We start from the raw sequence: 17,159 nt of genomic DNA, 5'->3' as shown, positions 1-17,159 counted from the left end.
TCTTTGAATGCAGAATCTCTAATCTTAAGATATTCCAACCTCGCCTTTGAATCTGTGCTAGAAGTATTAGAAAACAAAGAAAAGTTAGAAACAAACTCCACAAGCGATTCCATAATGCAAACACTGCTTAGGGAATTTAAGGGGGATAGAAAGGCTTAAGATTTGTCATTGCGATTCCATTGTGAATTTACTTTTTGCTTGATTATGGATTTGCGCTAAAGCGGGTGAGTTGCTTACGCAACGCACGCCACGAAAATTTTTCAAATTTTCTCGCAATGACGCACAACCAATCTGTCATTGCGAGAGAGTAAAACAAACAAAGCAATCTATAATCTTACAAAAGAAGCCTTTGCAATGGAATCTTTACAAGCGAGATTCCATATTATAGATTGCCACGAACTGCGTTACAATTCTCGCAATGACAGCAAGGGCGCAGTGGCAGTTTTCTTAACCCGCTGTTTGCCACCAAACAAATGTCCCTAAAAGCACAAAATAGCGGAATCCCTTGCCCAATGCAATAAAAAAAGTTGCCTTTGCAAAAGAATATTGATAAACACCAAGTGCTAAGGCAAATACATCGCCAACAACGGGCAAAAAACTAAAAAAGGCAAAGAGGAATCCAAATTTTTGGATTTTATTTTGATAGCGATGAATTTTTGCAGTAGCAGTTTTAAAGTATTTTTGCAACAAATAGTCATTACCAAAGTAACCAATTGCATAGGTTGTAAGTGCGCCAAGAGTGTTACCGAGCGTAGCAATACACCATACAACTATTTCTGAATATCCTATGGACACAAAGCCCAAGACAAAAACTTCTGAACCCAAAGGGTATAGGCTACTTGCCAAAAAGCAAACAAGCAATAACCCCACAAGCCCCAAAGATTCTAAAAATTCCATAAAGTTTTAGTTTTATTCCAATGAGAGTTTATTTCAAAAACTCTACAATATTATGGATTACCCCGTCTATTAACACCTGCTTACTTTCCTCATAACCCCACGCATTATGCGGCGTTAAAAGGAGCTGATTTGCAATTTCTTTATCCAAAAACGGGTGGTTTTGTGGCATAGGTTCTTGTGTAAAAACATCAAAACCTGCATAAATTTCGCGCCTTTTTAACTCCCTTGCCAAATCCTCCTCATTGACGATTCCACCGCGCCCAACATTGATAAGAATCGCGCCATTTTTGATAAAGGGCAAATTGCTTTGATTGAGCAGATTCTTTGTTTGATCATTTAGCGGTGCGTGGATAGAAATCACGAAGCATTCTTGCAGAAGCGTTTTTAGGTCTTTATGCGGATAGGCTGCTTCAAGGTTTTTGCCACTTGTAGAATAGTAGCAAACTTCAGCACCAAAGGCAGTTGCAAGTTTTGCGACTTCTTTGCCTATGCTTCCTAGCCCTATGATTCCCCATTTCTTGCCATAAAGCAACTCTAATGGTTTAGCAAGATTCGTAAAGAGTGCGCTAGAGGCATAATAGCCACTTTTGCAAAAAAAGTCATAAAGGGGCAACTTCGCACTTAACGCTAAAGCCATCATTAGGGTGTGTTGCGCGACACTTTTTGTGGAATATCCCGCCACATTTTTGACTGCGATTCCATATTCTTTTGCCGCTTCCAAATCCACATTATTCATTCCCGTAGCGGTAATGCACACAAGCTTCAAAGAATCCTTCAACTCCGCTAAAATCGCACGATTCAACACCACCTTATTGCTAAGCACAATCGTAGCACCTTTTGCCCTCTCTAGCGTCTGCTCTGGCGCAGTTGTAGGATATTCTGTGTAATCTGCATTGGGAAGTTTTTGAAGTAGTTTTTCTTGCAAATTATGTTCTCCCAAACTTAGTCCGTCTAAAAACACAATTTTTTCTTGCATTTGCAATCCTTTTAGTTATAATTTCGCATTATTTTACTATATAAAGAGGCAAAATGCGTAACCATTCCAAAATTGTTTCCATTCTTTTAGATTCTCTCCCTTATATTCGGTTTTTTCGTGGCTCTAAAATCGTGATTAAATACGGCGGTGCGGCGCAAATCAATCCAAACCTAAAGGAGCAATTTGCAATTGACATTGTAATGCTTTATATGCTTGGAATCAAGCCTATTATCGTGCATGGTGGGGGGAAGCGCATTAATGAGCTTTTGGATTCGCTTAAGATTCCTAGTAAGTTTGTAGATGGATTGCGCGTTACAAGCATTGACGCGCTAAAGATCGTAGAAATGGTGCTAAGCGGTGAGATTAATAAAGAAATCACCGCATTTTTGAATTTTCACGGCGTTAATGCGCTTGGCTTAAGCGGTAAAGACGCTTCACTCTTTCAAGCGATTCCAAAAGACAATGGCAAATATGGCTACACAGGGGAAATTACAGAAACCAATGGGGCGGTTATCAACAATCTTTTAGAACAAAATCTAGTTCCCGTGATTGCGCCTATTGCTTGTGGTGAGGAGGCGGGACACCCGGGATTTAATATCAATGCGGATTCCGCCGCAAGTGCCATTGCCATTGCAACAGAGGCAAAACGCGCAATATTCTTGACGGATACACAAGGTGTATTGGATAAAAATGGAGAAATTATAGAATCTCTAAACATCGCACAAACTGAAAATCTCTACCGAGACGGCACGATTAGTGGAGGAATGATTCCAAAGGTGGAAGCGTGTTTGGAATGCGTCAAAAATGGCGTGGAAAAGGCACATATTATTGACGGGCGGATTCCGCATTCTTTGCTTTTGGAGCTTTTCACAAGCGCAGGAATCGGGACAGAATTTACAGCAGATTAAATCTTTTTGGATTGATAAGATTGTGGATTGCCTTTAGGCTTTTGCTTTGCCCTTGCAAGAAGTCGCAAGACTGCGAAGCACGAAGCAACGGAGCAATCTATAAATCAATATAGTGCGTCATTGCGAAGCCTCGTTAGAGGCTGTGGCAATCCACAATGTTGCACCTCTTTAAGGGTTCCATTGCAAAAATTACTTTATGCAAGATTATAGATTGCTTCGTCATTCACTTCACTCATTCCTCGCAATGACTAAAATCGTGAAATTACAAATATGCTTAATTATGGATTGTCGCGATTCCGTTAGCGCAGAATCTCGCAATGACATAAATCATATCCCCTCAAAGCCACAAAAACCTACCAAAAAGCAAAAACTCCCAAAATTTCAAAATTTTTTAACTTTTTGCTGTTATTTTATTGACTTTTAAGGGGGGGGGGGGGTATTATTTTGCCTTAATGTTATCTTAAATTTAGGAGTCAAAATGGCAAAAACAAAACTTTCCTACTTTGCTACCAAAGCTTTACTTGGTGGCTCTATGGCACTGCTTGGGGCACAATTAAATGCAGCAGACATTACGATTACTAATCAAGCAGATTTTGAGCAATATTTCAAGCTTGATAGCGAAAATACTTGGGTGTATCAAGGAAACAAAGAGGATACAACAATCAATTTTAATTTGAGTGATAGTGAATTTTTTGGCAATAGCAATCAAGATATTTGGGTTGATATAGGAGGCAATACGCTTACGATTAAAGATTCTAGCAGGACAAGCCCTTGTGATCCTAACCACTCAGGCGGATGCGATGTTTCTGCACGAATCCTTAATTTAGATGTGGGCAGAGACAATCAAGTCGTTGGAAACACCATACTGCAAAACATAGCACTAGAAGTAAGACAGCGACAAGGAATCAACTCAAATTTAGAGATTACAAACTCTGAAGTATTTATTATTGGCGGTCCTTATGGCGGACAAACTTATAGCGGCAATTTGGGAGTTGGGGGAGATTTAAGCATTACAAATTCAGAACTTAACTTTTATAAGGGAGGAATCATAAGAGCTAATGGAAATGCAACGATTTCAAATACCGGCTTTTATCTCATCACAGATAGCTTTACTGCATTAGAGGCAAATAATCTTACACTGATTGAGGCAAAAAGTTTCAATTCAAATATAGCAGACAATAAAATAAGTGGAAGTAAAACCATTTCATTTAGAGACTACATTTCAGATTCTGCCTTGCTTGGCGAGATTTATGCAAATGCTAAGTCCGATACTCCAGAAGATGCACTAGATTTAGATAATATTAATGGCGTTTCCTTAGTAGAATACGAACTCAAGGCAGAAAATGGAAAACTCATCGCCAATGGTGGAGCGACAGAGGAAGCAACCAAAACTGAAAATCAAATTGCATTTGATAAAGCCGCGATAGATAAGCTGATAGAAATTGCGGAAGAAGGGGGAGCTGATAACTTAGGAGAATTTTCTGCTGAACTTCAAAATAAAATTACCACTGCACTAAACGAAGCCAAAACTGCGCTAAATTCTATTGACCCAACCGACGATAAAGCCTATATCAATGCTGTTACAGGAGGCTTAAATGATGAGGATATGACAGCCACTCTTGCTTTGCGTGGGATTGCAGATTCTCTTGGCTCTTTTGGGGCAGACTTGATGAGTAGAGAGGGAATCCAACTTGCCATTGACATTAAAAACGACACACAAGAGAGCGGTAAAAGCACAAGCAACTTTACCCAAGCAACCAACACAACGATTTCTGTGGCAAATGATATGTCTATTGGCTCAAGAATTGCAATGCAAAACAATCCTTATAACACTTATGCCGCAAAGCTTTCTAAACTCAAACTTGCTTCACTCGCAAGTGATGTCGCACCAAACTACCTAGACAACACTTATGCACAAAGCGTATGGGCAAATGTCTTTGGCGGGGCAAATATCATTGATTCTCATAGTGGGGGATTGTATGGGATTAGTGTAGGAGCGGATAAATATATCACGGAGAGTGTTTTATTGGGAGCTTATTTTACCTATGCAAATTCTACACTCAAAGATTCCTCTTTCAAACAAGAAAGCGATAACTATCAACTAGGAATTTACTCTAATATCCATTTAGATTCTTTGTGGGAACTAAATTTAAAGGGTTATGGGCAAATCTCTCCAATGGATACAAATTATGTCCAAACAGACGGAACTTATAGCGGGGATTACACAAGTAAATTCTTAGGGCTTAGCGCAAATGTGGGCAGGAAGTTAGAACTAGAGGATAAAAGCTTAGTGATTAAGCCTTTTGTGGGGGCAAACTATTACTTTAGCTATATTCCAAGCCATACCGACAAAGGATTGATTGATAAGAAAATGGATTCTAGCAAGAATAATTCTCTAAGTTTAGAAGTTGGAGCAGAATTTAGAAAATATTTCAACGAATCCTCTTATTTCTTTGCGATTCCAAAAATTGAACAATATGTGCTCAATAGCTCGGATGATTATAATGTAACTTTGGCTGCTAACAATGCGTTCTTTACGCAAGTAAGAACCGACGATAAGAAAAAGACTTATGGCGGATTGATTATGGGCGGAAATATGAATCTCACAGAGCAACTAAGCTTAAATGTGGGCGTGGGTGTAAAACAAATCCTTGCAGGAAAAGTAGAGAGCAAGAATGAAACCTATCTCACAGGACAGGCTGGATTAAAATATAAATTTTAATCACTCTATTGCAAATCTCTAGCCCTAAGCTAGAGATTCTCTCACCCTCGCTAAGTTTTAGAAATTTCACCCAACCGATAAAGGTTTGCCACCACATTAGCGCAAAACCTTATAAAGGGTTGTGTCCAATCTAAAGATTGCTTTATGCAAGATTATGGATTGCCGCGATTCCGCTAGTGCAGAATCTCGCAATGACGAGATTTTACCCTTACAAAGTCTCACAAAAATAAGCAGTTATAATGAATTTATGTTACAATCTACCCTAAACTATCCACAATTAAAGGCAACAAAATGACACCAAGCAACACAGAATCCGCGAAACTTAAGGAGCTAGACCTCTCTTGCATTTGGCATCCTTGCACACAAATGCACGACCACGAGGCAAACATTCCGCTAATCCCTATTAAAAAAGCGCAAGGCGTGTATCTCTACGATTTTGAGAATCGGGCGTATTTGGACTGCGTTTCTAGCTGGTGGGTGAATCTCTTTGGGCATTGCAATCCTTACATCAACGCAAAACTAAAGGAGCAGTTAGAATCCTTAGAACACATTATCTTTGCGGGTTTTACGCACAAGCCTATCATTGAATTATCGCACCGACTTTTGGGGCTTTTGGATTCCAAATTTGGCAAGTGCTTCTACGCCGATAATGGCTCAAGCGCGATTGAAGTTGCGCTAAAAATGGCATTCCACGCTTGTGCGATTGCTGGTAAGAAAAAAAATAAATTTATATGCCTAGAAAACGCCTATCACGGAGAAACCATCGGTGCGTTAAGTGTTGGCGATGTGGGGATTTATACGCAAGTGTATCAGCCACTTTTGCTAGAAACGCTAAAGGTTAAAGCCCCAAAAGGCGAGGATTATGCGGAATCTTTGGAATCCCTAAATTCCCTCTTACAAGGACACAAGGACGAGATTGCCGCATTTGTGCTAGAACCACTGATTCAATGCGCAGGAAATATGAATATGTATAGCGCGAAATTCGTGCAAGAAGCGGTAAAAATGTGTCAAGAAGCGGGAGTGTATGTGATTTTTGATGAAATTGCGGTAGGATTTGGGCGCACGGGAAGTCTGTTTGCCTATGAACAATGCGGGGTTGTGCCGGATTTTCTAGCCTTAAGCAAAGGAATCACAGGGGGATACTTGCCGCTTTCTGTCGTAGTTACAACCAATGCAATTTACCAACTCTTTTACGCGCCCTATGAGGAACATAAAGCCTTTTTGCATTCCCATTCCTACACAGGCAATGCCCTTGCGTGTGCGTGTGCGAACGCAGTGCTAGATATTTTTCAAAACGATAATGTGCTAGAGAAAAATGCGATTCTCTCGCAATTTATTCGGGAGAGATTGCAAGAATTGCTAGAGTTTGACTGCGTGCAGAATCTTAGACATCAAGGAATGGTTTTTGCCTTTGATTTGAGTGGCTTTGAGGGAGAGCGCAAGGGCTTAGAAGTCTTTAACAAGGGCTTAAGATATGGGTTGCTACTGCGCCCACTTGGCAACACGATTTATTTAATGCCCCCTTATGTTTTGACGCAAGAACAGGCAAGTTACATTATAGAATCGCTCGGGGAGATTCTGCGCACATTATGAAGCTTATCATTGCAAGGACTTGTCCGAAGCAATCCATAATCTTGCATACAAGAAATTTTGCAATGGAATCTTTCAAGAAACGCAACATTATAGATTGCCACGAATGCTACGCATTCTCACAATGACGAAAAATAAAACGCTCTGCTTACAACATTAACGAGGCTTCACAACAACAACGCCCACAAAGCATTTTCATCACACGGACAAAGGAATGAAAAGTTGCGGGAGATTCGTCAAACGCGTACTTAGATTTTCCACATCGCAAAGAGAAAAGAGCAAAGAATTTTTCATTGTCTCCTTGCGCAAGGGCAAGATTTGCAAGGTATTGCGTTGGCGATTCAACCACAAAATTGGATTTTGAGTGCTAGATTGCTCCACCTCTATCTTTTTATCAAAAACTTTCGCAATATGTTTATAATAATCTAAGGCTTGTTCGTGATGCTCTTCATTGGGATCAAAGTCATAAAGCAGAATCTTAAGCCCAATTTGTGTAGAAAAATCAAAAACGACAGAGGATATTTTCTCTGCCTCCTCCGATTTTTTGGGCAAAATTACCGCACTATGCGTTAATTCCTCTAAAGGCTGCATTCCAAACTTCAAAAGCGGAATCCCCAAATCTAGCAAATAACTCTTATGCTCCTCAAACAAATGACTTTCCAACAAAACTAAACCAATGTTTTTATTTGCTTTATCGCGATTTAACACAGGTTTCAAAGAGGTTTCATAAAATTCAATATGCCACGAAATATTTTCACTACTTAAACGCTCATCGTTACTTATATTTTGAACTTCTTGCATTGTTGTAGGATTCAAAAAGCACAAATGCAGACGTTTATTTTTAAAATGCGAAAAGAGCCACAAAGCTTGGTGAATACACATTGCAAGATTCTTGGAAGAAGACAAATCAAAATACATTGCTACATCGCGTCCAAAGGGGGTTGGAAACTGCCCAAACTCCTCTTTAATCCTATGATAAATTTCTTGCAATGTATCTGGTTCGCCTATAAGCAACAAGGAATCATTGGGAAAAATCGTTGTAGAGTATTTGGGCAAAATCAGCTCCTCATTACGATAAATAGCAACGATTTTCCACTTCTTTTGCTTAATCACACCCACGCTACGATACGCATAAGGACTTCCAAAAGGCACACTAATTTGCATAATCTCGCCTTGTCCTAAGCCAATATATTTCGCAGTGCGTGGCACATTGGGGAATTTTTCAAAAAGTTTTCCACTTAACACAAGAGATTCATTAATCATCAAAAGCTGTTTATCGCCATCCTGCAAAGGAATCTCCCCTAATATAGTAATCTGCAAGGTTTTGCTATAAGTGCGCAATGTGCGATAAATAATCTCGCGCTCCTCAATTTTATCTGTAACAATATAGCTATCTGTGATTTGAGCAGTTAGAATCTCTCGCAATTTACTAGGAGAGCTTGGGTCAAATGAAAAACATTCACTATCTTGAGGGAGATTCTGGGGCAAGAGATTCTTATCAAGCGAAACAAAAATATACGCATTTTTATCCAAATGCCTTGCTACTAATATGCTTAGAAATTCTTTTGCTACAATTCCATCTAAAATTAAAAGCACTTTTCGCATAACTTCCCCTAATGTTTCGCGGAAATGTAGCAAAAAAAGGTTGAAAATGGAATTTAATCTACAAAAAACCGATGGCAATGCGCGTGCGGGGATTCTAAAACTCGCACACGGAGAAGTGCAAACACCAATCTTTATGCCGGTGGGAACACAAGCAAGTGTGAAAGCACTAGATTTTAGCGACCTTTTGCGCTTAAATGCGCCCATTATTCTTGCAAATACTTATCATTTGTATTTGCGCCCAAGCGATGAGGTAATTGCCGCGCTTGGAGGGTTGCACTCCTTTAGCAAATTCCCGCGTAATTTTCTAACCGATAGTGGCGGATTCCAAGCTTTCAGCCTCAATTCCAATGTGAAATATCACGCAGATGGAATCGTGTTTAAAAGCCATATTGACGGCTCTCAACACTTTTTCTCTCCTCAAAAGGTTTTGGATATTCAATACAATCTAAACAGCGATATTATGATGATTTTAGACGATTTGGTGGGCTTACCTGCAAGTAAAGAGAGGATTTTAGAATCCATTAACCGCACGACAAAATGGGCGCAAGAGGCGATTACTTATCACAATTTCAAAAAACAAAATGCGTTAGAAAACGGAATCGCACTCACAAATAATATTTTTGCAATCGTGCAGGGTGGCACGGACAAGGAGTTTAGAGAAGCGAGTGCGAGAGATTTAACAAGTCTTGGGGAGTTTGACGGATATGCCATTGGTGGCTTAGCAGTGGGCGAACCCAATGCGGAAATGTATGCGACACTAGATTTTACAACACCGCTTTTGCCACACGATAAACCGCGCTATTTAATGGGAGTTGGCACACCGCAAGACATTATAGAGGCGATTGCGCGGGGGGTGGATATGTTTGATTGCGTAATGCCGACAAGGAATGCACGGAATGGCACGATTTTCACGCATTTTGGCAAACTCGCCATTAAATCCCCACGTTTCAAGCTTGACACACAGCCCCTAGATTCTAAATGCCACTGCTACACTTGTCAAAACCACTCTCGCGCCTATTTGCACCACCTATTCCGTGCAGGAGAAATCAGTTATTTTCGCCTTGCAAGCATCCATAATCTTGCGTTTTATTTGGATTTAGTGCGTGATGCTAGAGAGGCAATTTTAAAAGGGGAATTTGCGAAGTTTTACAAGGATTCTTTGGAGTCTATGTCTGCATAATCCTTTGTGATTCCTACCTCAATGCAAGAAACGCTTATCCTTGTGGCATTGCGAGATTCTGCAAGGAATCGTGGCGTGCATTTGCGCAAGTAAATTCACTGCTTTGAGCTGCAAATTTATGATATAGAATCTCATTTTTAGGATTCTGTTGTAAAATTTATAGGTATGTTAGATTATAGATTGCCACGATTCCGCTAACGCAGAATCTCGCAATGACGCAGTGGCAGACACTTTGGTTTTTCGTCATTGCGAACGAAGCGTAGCGGAGTGCGGCAATCTATAATTTAGCATATAGAAATCTTTACAATGGAATCTTGAATAATTAAATAAACTTTATATTATAAAAGTAAATTTAAAGTGCAAAATATTATAATTATAGAAATTTTTTGTGATTCCATTTTTTCAAAGACAAACAAGGATAAAAGTGCTAGAGTGGAGTGAAGAGTTTAGCATCAAAAATCAACATTTAGATGAGCAGCATAAGGCATTTATGCAACTGCTTGTTGAAACAAAAGCCTTTGTTCAAAGCACTTCTCCCAACAAGGCACAAGAGTTAGAATCGCGAATGAATGCCGTCATTGAAAGCGCGAAAGAGCATTTTAATGATGAAGAAAAATATATGCAACATATTGGCTATCCTTTCTTAAATGCGCACAAAACGCGTCATCGCGAATTGATTTCTAACCTCTCTATGTTATTAATGGATTTAGAAGATGTGGAGCATAGCGCAAAAGAGTTTTACGAATGTTTGCATAACTGGCTTATTGTCCATATTTTAGGCGAAGACAAACAAATAGAATCTTATCGTAATCGTTTGCACGATGTAAAAGAGATTCCTTATAGCCTAGAGCAAAAAACAAGAATCATAGCCGAAACAGAGGACATAAAAAAGGGGCAATGGCACAAATACATTTGCCTATGCTATTTAAAAGAATTTAAAGTTTGCGACACTTTACACAAAATTATGCAAGAGGAAAACACATTCGTCCGTTGCAAAGTATGCAAACAGCCGATTGTTTATCGCGATTCTAGCTTGGACGATGAGGATAATTTCGAAGAACTTGCTAAAAAATATTTTAAACAATTCTAGGAAACAAAAAGATAATGACATTTGCGCCAAAGGGATACAAAACTTTTAACGATGTAAAAAATTTGCGGAATCTTTTGTTGCAAGAACGCAAAAATTTTGGTGAAGATATTGACTTTTATTTATTAGATTTTCGCACCTTTTATAGCAAAAAAGGCGAGAATAAATACAAACCCGTAAGCGACACAACCCTTTTTAACAAAAACTCCAACTTCATCGCCAACATTGATATTAAGCAACTCTACAAAATTGAAATTTGTAAAAAAAGCGAAAAACCGCCAAGAACCTTTGGAATCAAACTTATTGCCAATGAAAACACCGCCTTACACGCTGTTTTGCTATGCAATAACCAAATCAAACACCACGATGAATTGAAATTTGAAATCTATCAAGAACTTTACAAAACAATGATTTTACAAGATTATCTAGTGGGAATCAGGGAATATGGCAAACTCTCTACACAGATTGACGCGTTCATCAACGATTTAATTCGCGGGAAAATTTCACCCAAAACGATTCTTAGTGTTGGCACAGGAGTGGCAAGTGTGGAGGGAAAAGACGGCGCAATCAAAGTCTATCAAAACCTGCAAACAGAAATCCTAAGCACAAACACCCAAGATTCCAATGTTTTTGTCCCCAAAATCTGTATGCAAGCCGTGCATAAAGGCGATGAGCTTTTTGAATACATTAAACCTGTGGCAGGACGCATAGGACGGAATCTTAAGGGTGAGATTCTATCCATTAAGCCAATCCAAGCCAACGCTGTAAGCGTAGATACAAGCATTCGTGCGCGTGAAGATGTAGATAGAATCAAATTTCAAGCGGCAAAAGACGGATTTTTCAAAGAAATCAAACCGCTTTGCTTTATCATCAGTGATGAGCTAAACACCAAACAATCCCCTACTAACACTCAAGACACGGCAGACAACAAGCCCGAATCGTCTCCACAACCTAAATCGCTCAATATTGACGGGCAAACGCACAGCAAGTCCAAAATTCAAACAGACACCGCGTTTATCGGCTCTCATCGTGGCGCAATCAAAGCACACACCGTCGTGATTGATGTGCTAGAAAAAGGAAGCGTGGAAGCCAAAGTCGCCTACATCAACAGCACACTTGGTGGCACAATTATGGCAGATTATATTTATATCAAAGATGTGCGTTCTTATAACGAAATTTATCCTAGATTCAGCCTTGTAGTAGATAATGTTTTGGGCGAACACAACACCTTTGAGTTGAATCCTGCAAAATTCTCCTTTATGCGCCGCGACCGATTGGATTATGTAATGCTCTCCGACCAAATCAAAATCCGACTAAGACATTTAAGAAAACAAATGGACGAAATTTACGCTTATTTACTTGCTTCTCAAGGCAAAGTGCATAAAATCCAAAAAGACCAAGAGGAAAAGCCAGAGGAAAAGCTACCCAAAAACCTCCAAAGCATTGTGGATCAGTATGAAAAAGCCCTAGAACACTATAAAGAGCATTTGGTAGAGTATAAAGAGATTATCAATCTTTACTATACGAACGAAGTAAGATTAAAAAGTATTGATGAGGGCGCACTCAATGCAAAAATGATTATTCGCGGAACTCCTCCAACCGCAGAAACAATGATTAAATTCAAAGCCTACACAGGCAATCGCGAAGAAACACTTAAAACGATTCTTAGCCAAGAAGCCCCTGCGCATTTGTTTGAAGTCATCAAAGATGGAGATTTTTTCCGACTAAGAAGCAATCAAGATTTTGATTTATCCTTGCTAAGCTGGATTGATGAAATGCGCCCACAAAAGCAATAATTTACACCAAGCGACAAGAATGGCTTTAAGCCTAAAACTACCATCATCAAACAATGTGTTCATTTGGAAATTTTCAATGCCTTCTTTAAAGGTTTCTCTCATTTAAATGCAAACTATTCCTCAAGATTTGGAGAGCAATGTAGCACTTACATAAAAACGACAAAAAAGAGCGCGAAAAATGGTGCAACCCTACAATCTTTTTTAGAGTTTTGTCAGCAACATAAAGTCTATATTGTAGGTTGCGTGATTGGAAAGATTCCACCAACAACACCTTTTACAACACCGCTTTCATAACGGGAGAAAACAGATTAAATAAACGCAATAAAAGACGAAGCAATCCATAATCCCGCTAATTTTTGCAAAGATTCATCTTTGTTTTTTATGCTAGATTAGCTAAAACAATAAAAAACAGAGGAAAGGTGATGATAAAATATATTCTAATGGCATCAGGAATCGCGGTTTTAAGTGGTTGCTCTGCGCTAACGCCCACAGAGCAGAATCTTAAAGTTTGTCAAAGCGAAGAGGATAAAATCAGTGGTTGCATAGCAAAAACAATGCTAGATGAGGGAGAGTATTACGAAGTATCATATAAAAAAGGCGTAAAAGAGGGGGTGGCAATATTTTATTATGCAAACGGGAAACGCAAGGGTGAGATTCCATTAAAAAATGGCAATAAAGAGGGGGTGGAAAAATGGTATTATGAGAATGGGAATCTTGAATGGGAAACAACTTATAAAAACAACATAAAAAACGGGGCTGATACAAGCTATTATTTAGACGGAGGAGTTTGGACGAAATCCTATTTCAAAAACGGCAAAGAAGACGGGATTATTAGGCGATATCACGAAAATGGAGTGCTTGAGAGTGAATTTCCCTACAAAAACGGAATCCTAGAGGGAGTCAAGAAAGAATATTACAGAAGTGGGTGGATTTGGGCAAAAGCTCCCTACAAAAATGGCAAAATAGACGGAACCACAAAAGTATATTATGAAGGAGCGGGGCTTAAAGTGGAAACTCCTTATAAAAATGGCGTAAAAGAGGGGGTTGCAAAAAAATATAGTGTGAGCGGGAAAATCCTTGAGAGTATTCCTTATAAAAATGGGAAAAAAGAGGGGATTGAGCGACAGTATTATAATAATGACAAACTTAGAATGAGACTTAAAAGCGAGACGCCCTATAAAAATGATATGAAAGACGGGGTTGAAAAATATTATGTTGGCGAGAAACTTTGGATTACAACTACTTATAAAAATGGCAAAATGGAAGGAATACAAACGCAATATTATGGAGATGGGGAGGCGATTCAAAAAGAAATTCCTTATAAAAACGACAAGGTAGAGGGGATTGCAAAATTTTATCATAACAATGGGAATCTTTCAGCAGAAATACCATTTAAAAACAATGAACAAGACGGAATCGCGAGACATTACGCCAAAAATGGGAATCTTACTGCCGAGATTCCATACAAAAATTGTGTGGCAGATGGGGTTGTAAAAAGGTACGAGAATGGAAAGCTTGACAATGAGATTCCATTTAGCAATGGTAAAGTGGAGGGAATAAAAAAACGATATTATGAAAGCGGAGAAGTTCAAATAAAGATTCCTTATAAAAACGACAAGCTAGAGGGTGCCATAGAAATCTACCACAAAAATGGCAAACTTGCTTTTACCCTTTTAGATAATAATTTAAAATGCGCCAATGGCAAAACTCTTGTGGCAGACGAGAGTATTGTATCCATATTGCATAAGCTTAATGAAGGCTATGATATAAGTTTTTATAAATATATTGATAAAAGCTTTAATGAATACATTAACTTTTGCGAAAATTAGACTTTAAATCCCGCTATTTGCGGGGTTTTTTGTCGTTTCCAAAAAAGCCTTTAGCTTTTCGCTGTGTGCATTTGTGTAAGCATTTGCACTCGCTTTGAACCACAAATTTATAATGTAACACACCCGCATTTTCCTACTTCGTCCTTGCGAGATTCCACTTGTAGAATCGTGGCAATCCATAAATAATGCACTTCCTTCAAGATTCCATTGTTAAATCTAATTTTTGCAATATTATGGATTGCTTCGGCTTCGCCTCGCAATGACAAAAATAAACCACTGCGTCCTTGCGAGAAACGAATAAAGTGAGAGATGAAGCAATCTATAATAGCACATTTAATAGTCTTTACAATAGAATCGCGAATGGAGATTCTGCTTCAGCGCAATATGATAGATGACTGCACTTTTTTAGATTAAGCAAAATCAAAAAAAAAAAAAAAAAAAAAAACTACAATGGCGATTCTAAAAATCTAAATTAAAGGAATCTGTGATGAATTGTGTCAATCACCAAGAAGTCGTGGCAGTCGCTTCTTGTAGCCATTGTGGTGTTGGGCTATGTAAAGAATGTGTAGGCGAATTTTTGAAGTCGGATAATAAGCCGCTTTGCAAAGAATGCTCTTTAAAGTATGTTGATGAGGGTTTAAAAGAGTTGCAAGAGGAATTGTCTCAATTAAAAACAAAAAAGATTATTTGGAGCATTCTATTGATTGTGGGTCTAGCAGCACTCGCTCTAACAGAGATTCCTACTCCTAATGGCGGAGGCGTTTTTTTTGCGTGTTTGATATGGAGTATTGCGGGATTTTTTGATAGAGCGAAACGAAAGATAGAATACGAAAAGGGCAGAACGCAACAATCCGTGATGAGAGACGCTATGATGGAGAGAGATGCATACAATGATGGCTCTATTTGGATTGTTTGGTTGTTTAAACTTCTCTTTGCGCTGATTAGAGGAATGTTTTTCCCAATTTTCTATGCAATTCTTATGATTAGTGGCGATAAAGAAATCCAAAGCGAAATCGCAAGGCTAACGGAGCTTAAAGCGCAATTAGGCTAACTTTAGGCAAAGCCGTCTTAAGCGGTTTGCCTTAGGTAAAGTCTCATTAGTCTTGCAATTCTTTTAACTTCGCAAATACTTCCTCAATATGCCCTTTGACTTTGACATTTTTCCAAATATATGCAATCTTGCCTTGCGGATTAATCAAAAAAGTTGAGCGAATTACTCCCTCATATTCTTTGCCATAAAGCTTTTTTAATCCCCAAGCCCCATAGTTTTTTAATGCAGACTTTTGGGTATCACTAAGCAAGGTAAAATTTAAGGATTCCTTTGCAATAAAACTTTGATGCGCTTTTGCGCTATCTGGGCTGATTCCAAGCACTACAACACCCATTGCATTAAAAGATTCCATTTTGTCGCGAAAATCACAAGCTTCCATTGTGCAACCGGGTGTTTTATCTTTGGGATAAAAATATACCACAACCCAACTTCCTTGAAAATCCTGCAAAGCAATCTCTGCATTGTCTTGATTTGGCAAACTAAAAAGCGGAGCGTTATCGTTGATTTTTAATTCCATTTTTAAATCCTTTATTTATTCTTGATAATTAATTTTTATTGAAACTTTACAATCATCAAAAATTTCTAATTTTGTAATTTTAATCCAAAATTCCTTGATTTGCGGGAAGCGCAAAGGAATCTGCTGATAAAAATAACTTTGTGCTTCTTCTAGTAATCCAAATTGTTGTCCAAAAGAATTTTTTATAAAATCCCTTAGAATCCGATAATCCAAAAACTCCTCCAATGTTGCTTGACGCAATGGGTTGCTCAAAGATTTAGGATTCCAAACACAAATAAACTCTGCGTTGATTAGGATTCTCTGTGTCTTTGTGCGCTCATTTGGCAAAATTCCAATGATTGCTTCTAAAATAAAATCCTCCAAGCAAATACTATAAAGATTCTCAACCTCTGAAGCAGGATTCAAACTAGGCATTCTTACACCTTAATGAAGCAACGAAAAAGAATCCAAAAGCGCAAAATTGATTGCTTGATTCATCGCCTCAATAATCTCCCCAAAACCTCCGCTTTGCACTTCTACTTTCCTTGTAAGAAGATGATTAGAATCTTGTGTCCTCACAAGAAGGTTTAATACCACCACTTCACTCCTTTCATCATAATACAAGTCCAAGATTTGAAGCTTGAAAGAATCTTTTGTGCTAGTGGATTCAGACAATAAAACATTGGAATATTTTGCCGCTTTTGCCACAAGAGAATCTATCATCAGAGGCAAAGGCTCAATCCATTCACTTTTTACAAAATAGCCAATTGTGTTTGCATTGGCTTTATAGGCAATTTTTTTGCTAGCAATTTTAAGACTTGCTTCTGTTCCTTGATAGATAATAAAATGACGCTTTTTAGCAAGATTCTTTTGGATTGTGTCTTGATTCCATATTTTAGAATCCAAACTCAATTCATAATGCTGAATCTTTGGCAGTTCTTTGCCCAAACAACCACCCAAAACCAAAATAAGCGACAAGATAAAAAAGCTTTTAAAAATTCCCATTCCCATTCCTTTTCTTT

The 17,159-nt window shown here is 38.5% G+C and carries 19 protein-coding genes; 11 read left to right on the top strand and 8 right to left on the bottom strand.

What is annotated here, in order from left to right:
- Nucleotides 1–297: 297 nt before the first annotated feature.
- The gene (locus tag BS85_RS11755; RefSeq protein ID WP_169734706.1) at nucleotides 298–483 is read left to right on the top strand and encodes a hypothetical protein; all 186 of its coding nucleotides are present in this window, start codon (nucleotides 298–300) and stop codon (nucleotides 481–483) included.
- On the opposite strand, the gene BS85_RS0109270 is transcribed toward BS85_RS11755, so the two are convergent.
- Both BS85_RS0109270 and BS85_RS0109265 read right to left on the bottom strand, forming a co-directional pair.
- Nucleotides 448–897: a YqaA family protein gene (locus BS85_RS0109270; protein ID WP_026944539.1), complete on the bottom strand. Its 450-nt coding sequence runs from the start codon at nucleotides 895–897 to the stop codon at nucleotides 448–450. The two genes, BS85_RS11755 and BS85_RS0109270, sit on opposite strands and share 36 nt — an antisense overlap.
- Nucleotides 898–925: 28 nt before the next feature.
- Nucleotides 926–1,873, bottom strand: coding sequence for a D-2-hydroxyacid dehydrogenase (locus BS85_RS0109265; RefSeq protein ID WP_026944538.1), 948 nt, complete (start codon nucleotides 1,871–1,873; stop codon nucleotides 926–928).
- Nucleotides 1,874–1,926: 53 nt separating this feature from the next.
- On the opposite strand from BS85_RS0109265, the gene argB reads away from it, so the two are divergent.
- A complete protein-coding gene (argB, locus tag BS85_RS0109260) occupies nucleotides 1,927–2,781 on the top strand; it encodes an acetylglutamate kinase (RefSeq protein ID WP_026944537.1) in 855 nt (284 codons plus the stop codon).
- Between the two features lie 478 nt (nucleotides 2,782–3,259).
- On the top strand, nucleotides 3,260–5,503 hold the full coding sequence (locus BS85_RS0109255) for an autotransporter outer membrane beta-barrel domain-containing protein (RefSeq protein WP_026944536.1): 2,244 nt from the start codon (nucleotides 3,260–3,262) through the stop codon (nucleotides 5,501–5,503).
- On the opposite strand, the gene BS85_RS12120 is transcribed toward BS85_RS0109255, so the two are convergent.
- Complete coding sequence (locus BS85_RS12120; protein WP_276953540.1) at nucleotides 5,469–5,600, bottom strand: hypothetical protein; 132 nt, start codon at nucleotides 5,598–5,600, stop codon at nucleotides 5,469–5,471. The two genes, BS85_RS0109255 and BS85_RS12120, sit on opposite strands and share 35 nt — an antisense overlap.
- A gap of 57 nt (nucleotides 5,601–5,657) precedes the next feature.
- Here BS85_RS12120 and BS85_RS11655 point away from each other — a divergent pair, with 57 nt between their 5' ends.
- Nucleotides 5,658–5,798, top strand: a complete 141-nt coding sequence (locus BS85_RS11655; RefSeq protein ID WP_156938125.1) for a hypothetical protein — start codon at nucleotides 5,658–5,660, stop codon at nucleotides 5,796–5,798.
- Nucleotides 5,795–7,096 (top strand): adenosylmethionine--8-amino-7-oxononanoate transaminase, encoded by a 1,302-nt coding sequence (locus BS85_RS0109245; protein WP_026944535.1) that lies wholly within the window; start codon nucleotides 5,795–5,797, stop codon nucleotides 7,094–7,096. The genes BS85_RS11655 and BS85_RS0109245 overlap by 4 nt, the downstream gene beginning before the upstream one ends.
- A gap of 195 nt (nucleotides 7,097–7,291) precedes the next feature.
- Here BS85_RS0109245 and BS85_RS0109240 read toward each other — a convergent pair whose 3' ends face one another.
- Nucleotides 7,292–8,698, bottom strand: a complete 1,407-nt coding sequence (locus tag BS85_RS0109240) for a TrkA C-terminal domain-containing protein (protein ID WP_026944534.1) — start codon at nucleotides 8,696–8,698, stop codon at nucleotides 7,292–7,294.
- Between the two features lie 46 nt (nucleotides 8,699–8,744).
- Between BS85_RS0109240 and tgt the strand changes: the two genes are divergently transcribed.
- The 5 genes from tgt to BS85_RS10955 all read left to right on the top strand — a co-directional run bounded on the left by tgt (nucleotide 8,745) and on the right by BS85_RS10955 (nucleotide 14,590).
- Entirely contained in the window at nucleotides 8,745–9,878 is a 1,134-nt protein-coding gene (gene tgt, locus BS85_RS0109235) for a tRNA guanosine(34) transglycosylase Tgt (protein WP_026944533.1), read from the top strand.
- 424 nt (nucleotides 9,879–10,302) lie between these two features.
- On the top strand, nucleotides 10,303–10,968 hold the full coding sequence (locus BS85_RS0109225) for a bacteriohemerythrin (RefSeq protein WP_026944532.1): 666 nt from the start codon (nucleotides 10,303–10,305) through the stop codon (nucleotides 10,966–10,968).
- Nucleotides 10,969–10,982: 14 nt separating this feature from the next.
- Nucleotides 10,983–12,761, top strand: a complete 1,779-nt coding sequence (locus BS85_RS0109220; RefSeq protein ID WP_026944531.1) for a flagellar assembly protein A — start codon at nucleotides 10,983–10,985, stop codon at nucleotides 12,759–12,761.
- A 63-nt stretch (nucleotides 12,762–12,824) separates the two neighbouring features.
- Nucleotides 12,825–13,055 (top strand): hypothetical protein, encoded by a 231-nt coding sequence (locus BS85_RS0109215; protein ID WP_026944530.1) that lies wholly within the window; start codon nucleotides 12,825–12,827, stop codon nucleotides 13,053–13,055.
- 128 nt (nucleotides 13,056–13,183) lie between these two features.
- Nucleotides 13,184–14,590, top strand: coding sequence for a toxin-antitoxin system YwqK family antitoxin (locus tag BS85_RS10955; protein WP_051604777.1), 1,407 nt, complete (start codon nucleotides 13,184–13,186; stop codon nucleotides 14,588–14,590).
- A 107-nt stretch (nucleotides 14,591–14,697) separates the two neighbouring features.
- Here the strand turns inward: BS85_RS10955 and BS85_RS11650 are convergent, their stop codons facing one another.
- Nucleotides 14,698–14,856, bottom strand: a complete 159-nt coding sequence (locus BS85_RS11650) for a hypothetical protein (RefSeq protein WP_156938124.1) — start codon at nucleotides 14,854–14,856, stop codon at nucleotides 14,698–14,700.
- Nucleotides 14,857–15,077: 221 nt separating this feature from the next.
- Between BS85_RS11650 and BS85_RS0109200 the strand changes: the two genes are divergently transcribed.
- Nucleotides 15,078–15,641, top strand: coding sequence for a hypothetical protein (locus BS85_RS0109200; RefSeq protein ID WP_026944529.1), 564 nt, complete (start codon nucleotides 15,078–15,080; stop codon nucleotides 15,639–15,641).
- Nucleotides 15,642–15,687: 46 nt separating this feature from the next.
- Here BS85_RS0109200 and bcp read toward each other — a convergent pair whose 3' ends face one another.
- The 3 genes from bcp to BS85_RS10665 are packed head-to-tail and all read right to left on the bottom strand — an operon-like array spanning nucleotide 15,688 to nucleotide 17,142.
- Nucleotides 15,688–16,158: a thioredoxin-dependent thiol peroxidase gene (gene bcp, locus BS85_RS0109195; RefSeq protein ID WP_026944528.1), complete on the bottom strand. Its 471-nt coding sequence runs from the start codon at nucleotides 16,156–16,158 to the stop codon at nucleotides 15,688–15,690.
- 15 nt (nucleotides 16,159–16,173) lie between these two features.
- Nucleotides 16,174–16,572, bottom strand: coding sequence for a dihydroneopterin aldolase (locus tag BS85_RS0109190; protein ID WP_051604776.1), 399 nt, complete (start codon nucleotides 16,570–16,572; stop codon nucleotides 16,174–16,176).
- A 9-nt stretch (nucleotides 16,573–16,581) separates the two neighbouring features.
- Nucleotides 16,582–17,142: a hypothetical protein gene (locus BS85_RS10665; protein WP_051604775.1), complete on the bottom strand. Its 561-nt coding sequence runs from the start codon at nucleotides 17,140–17,142 to the stop codon at nucleotides 16,582–16,584.
- Nucleotides 17,143–17,159 lie beyond the last annotated feature (17 nt).

The sequence above is a fragment of the Helicobacter rodentium ATCC 700285 genome (assembly GCF_000687535.1).
GTDB classification, from domain to species: Bacteria; Campylobacterota; Campylobacteria; order Campylobacterales; family Helicobacteraceae; genus Helicobacter_D; species Helicobacter_D rodentium.
This window is presented reverse-complemented; position numbering and strand designations above follow the sequence as displayed.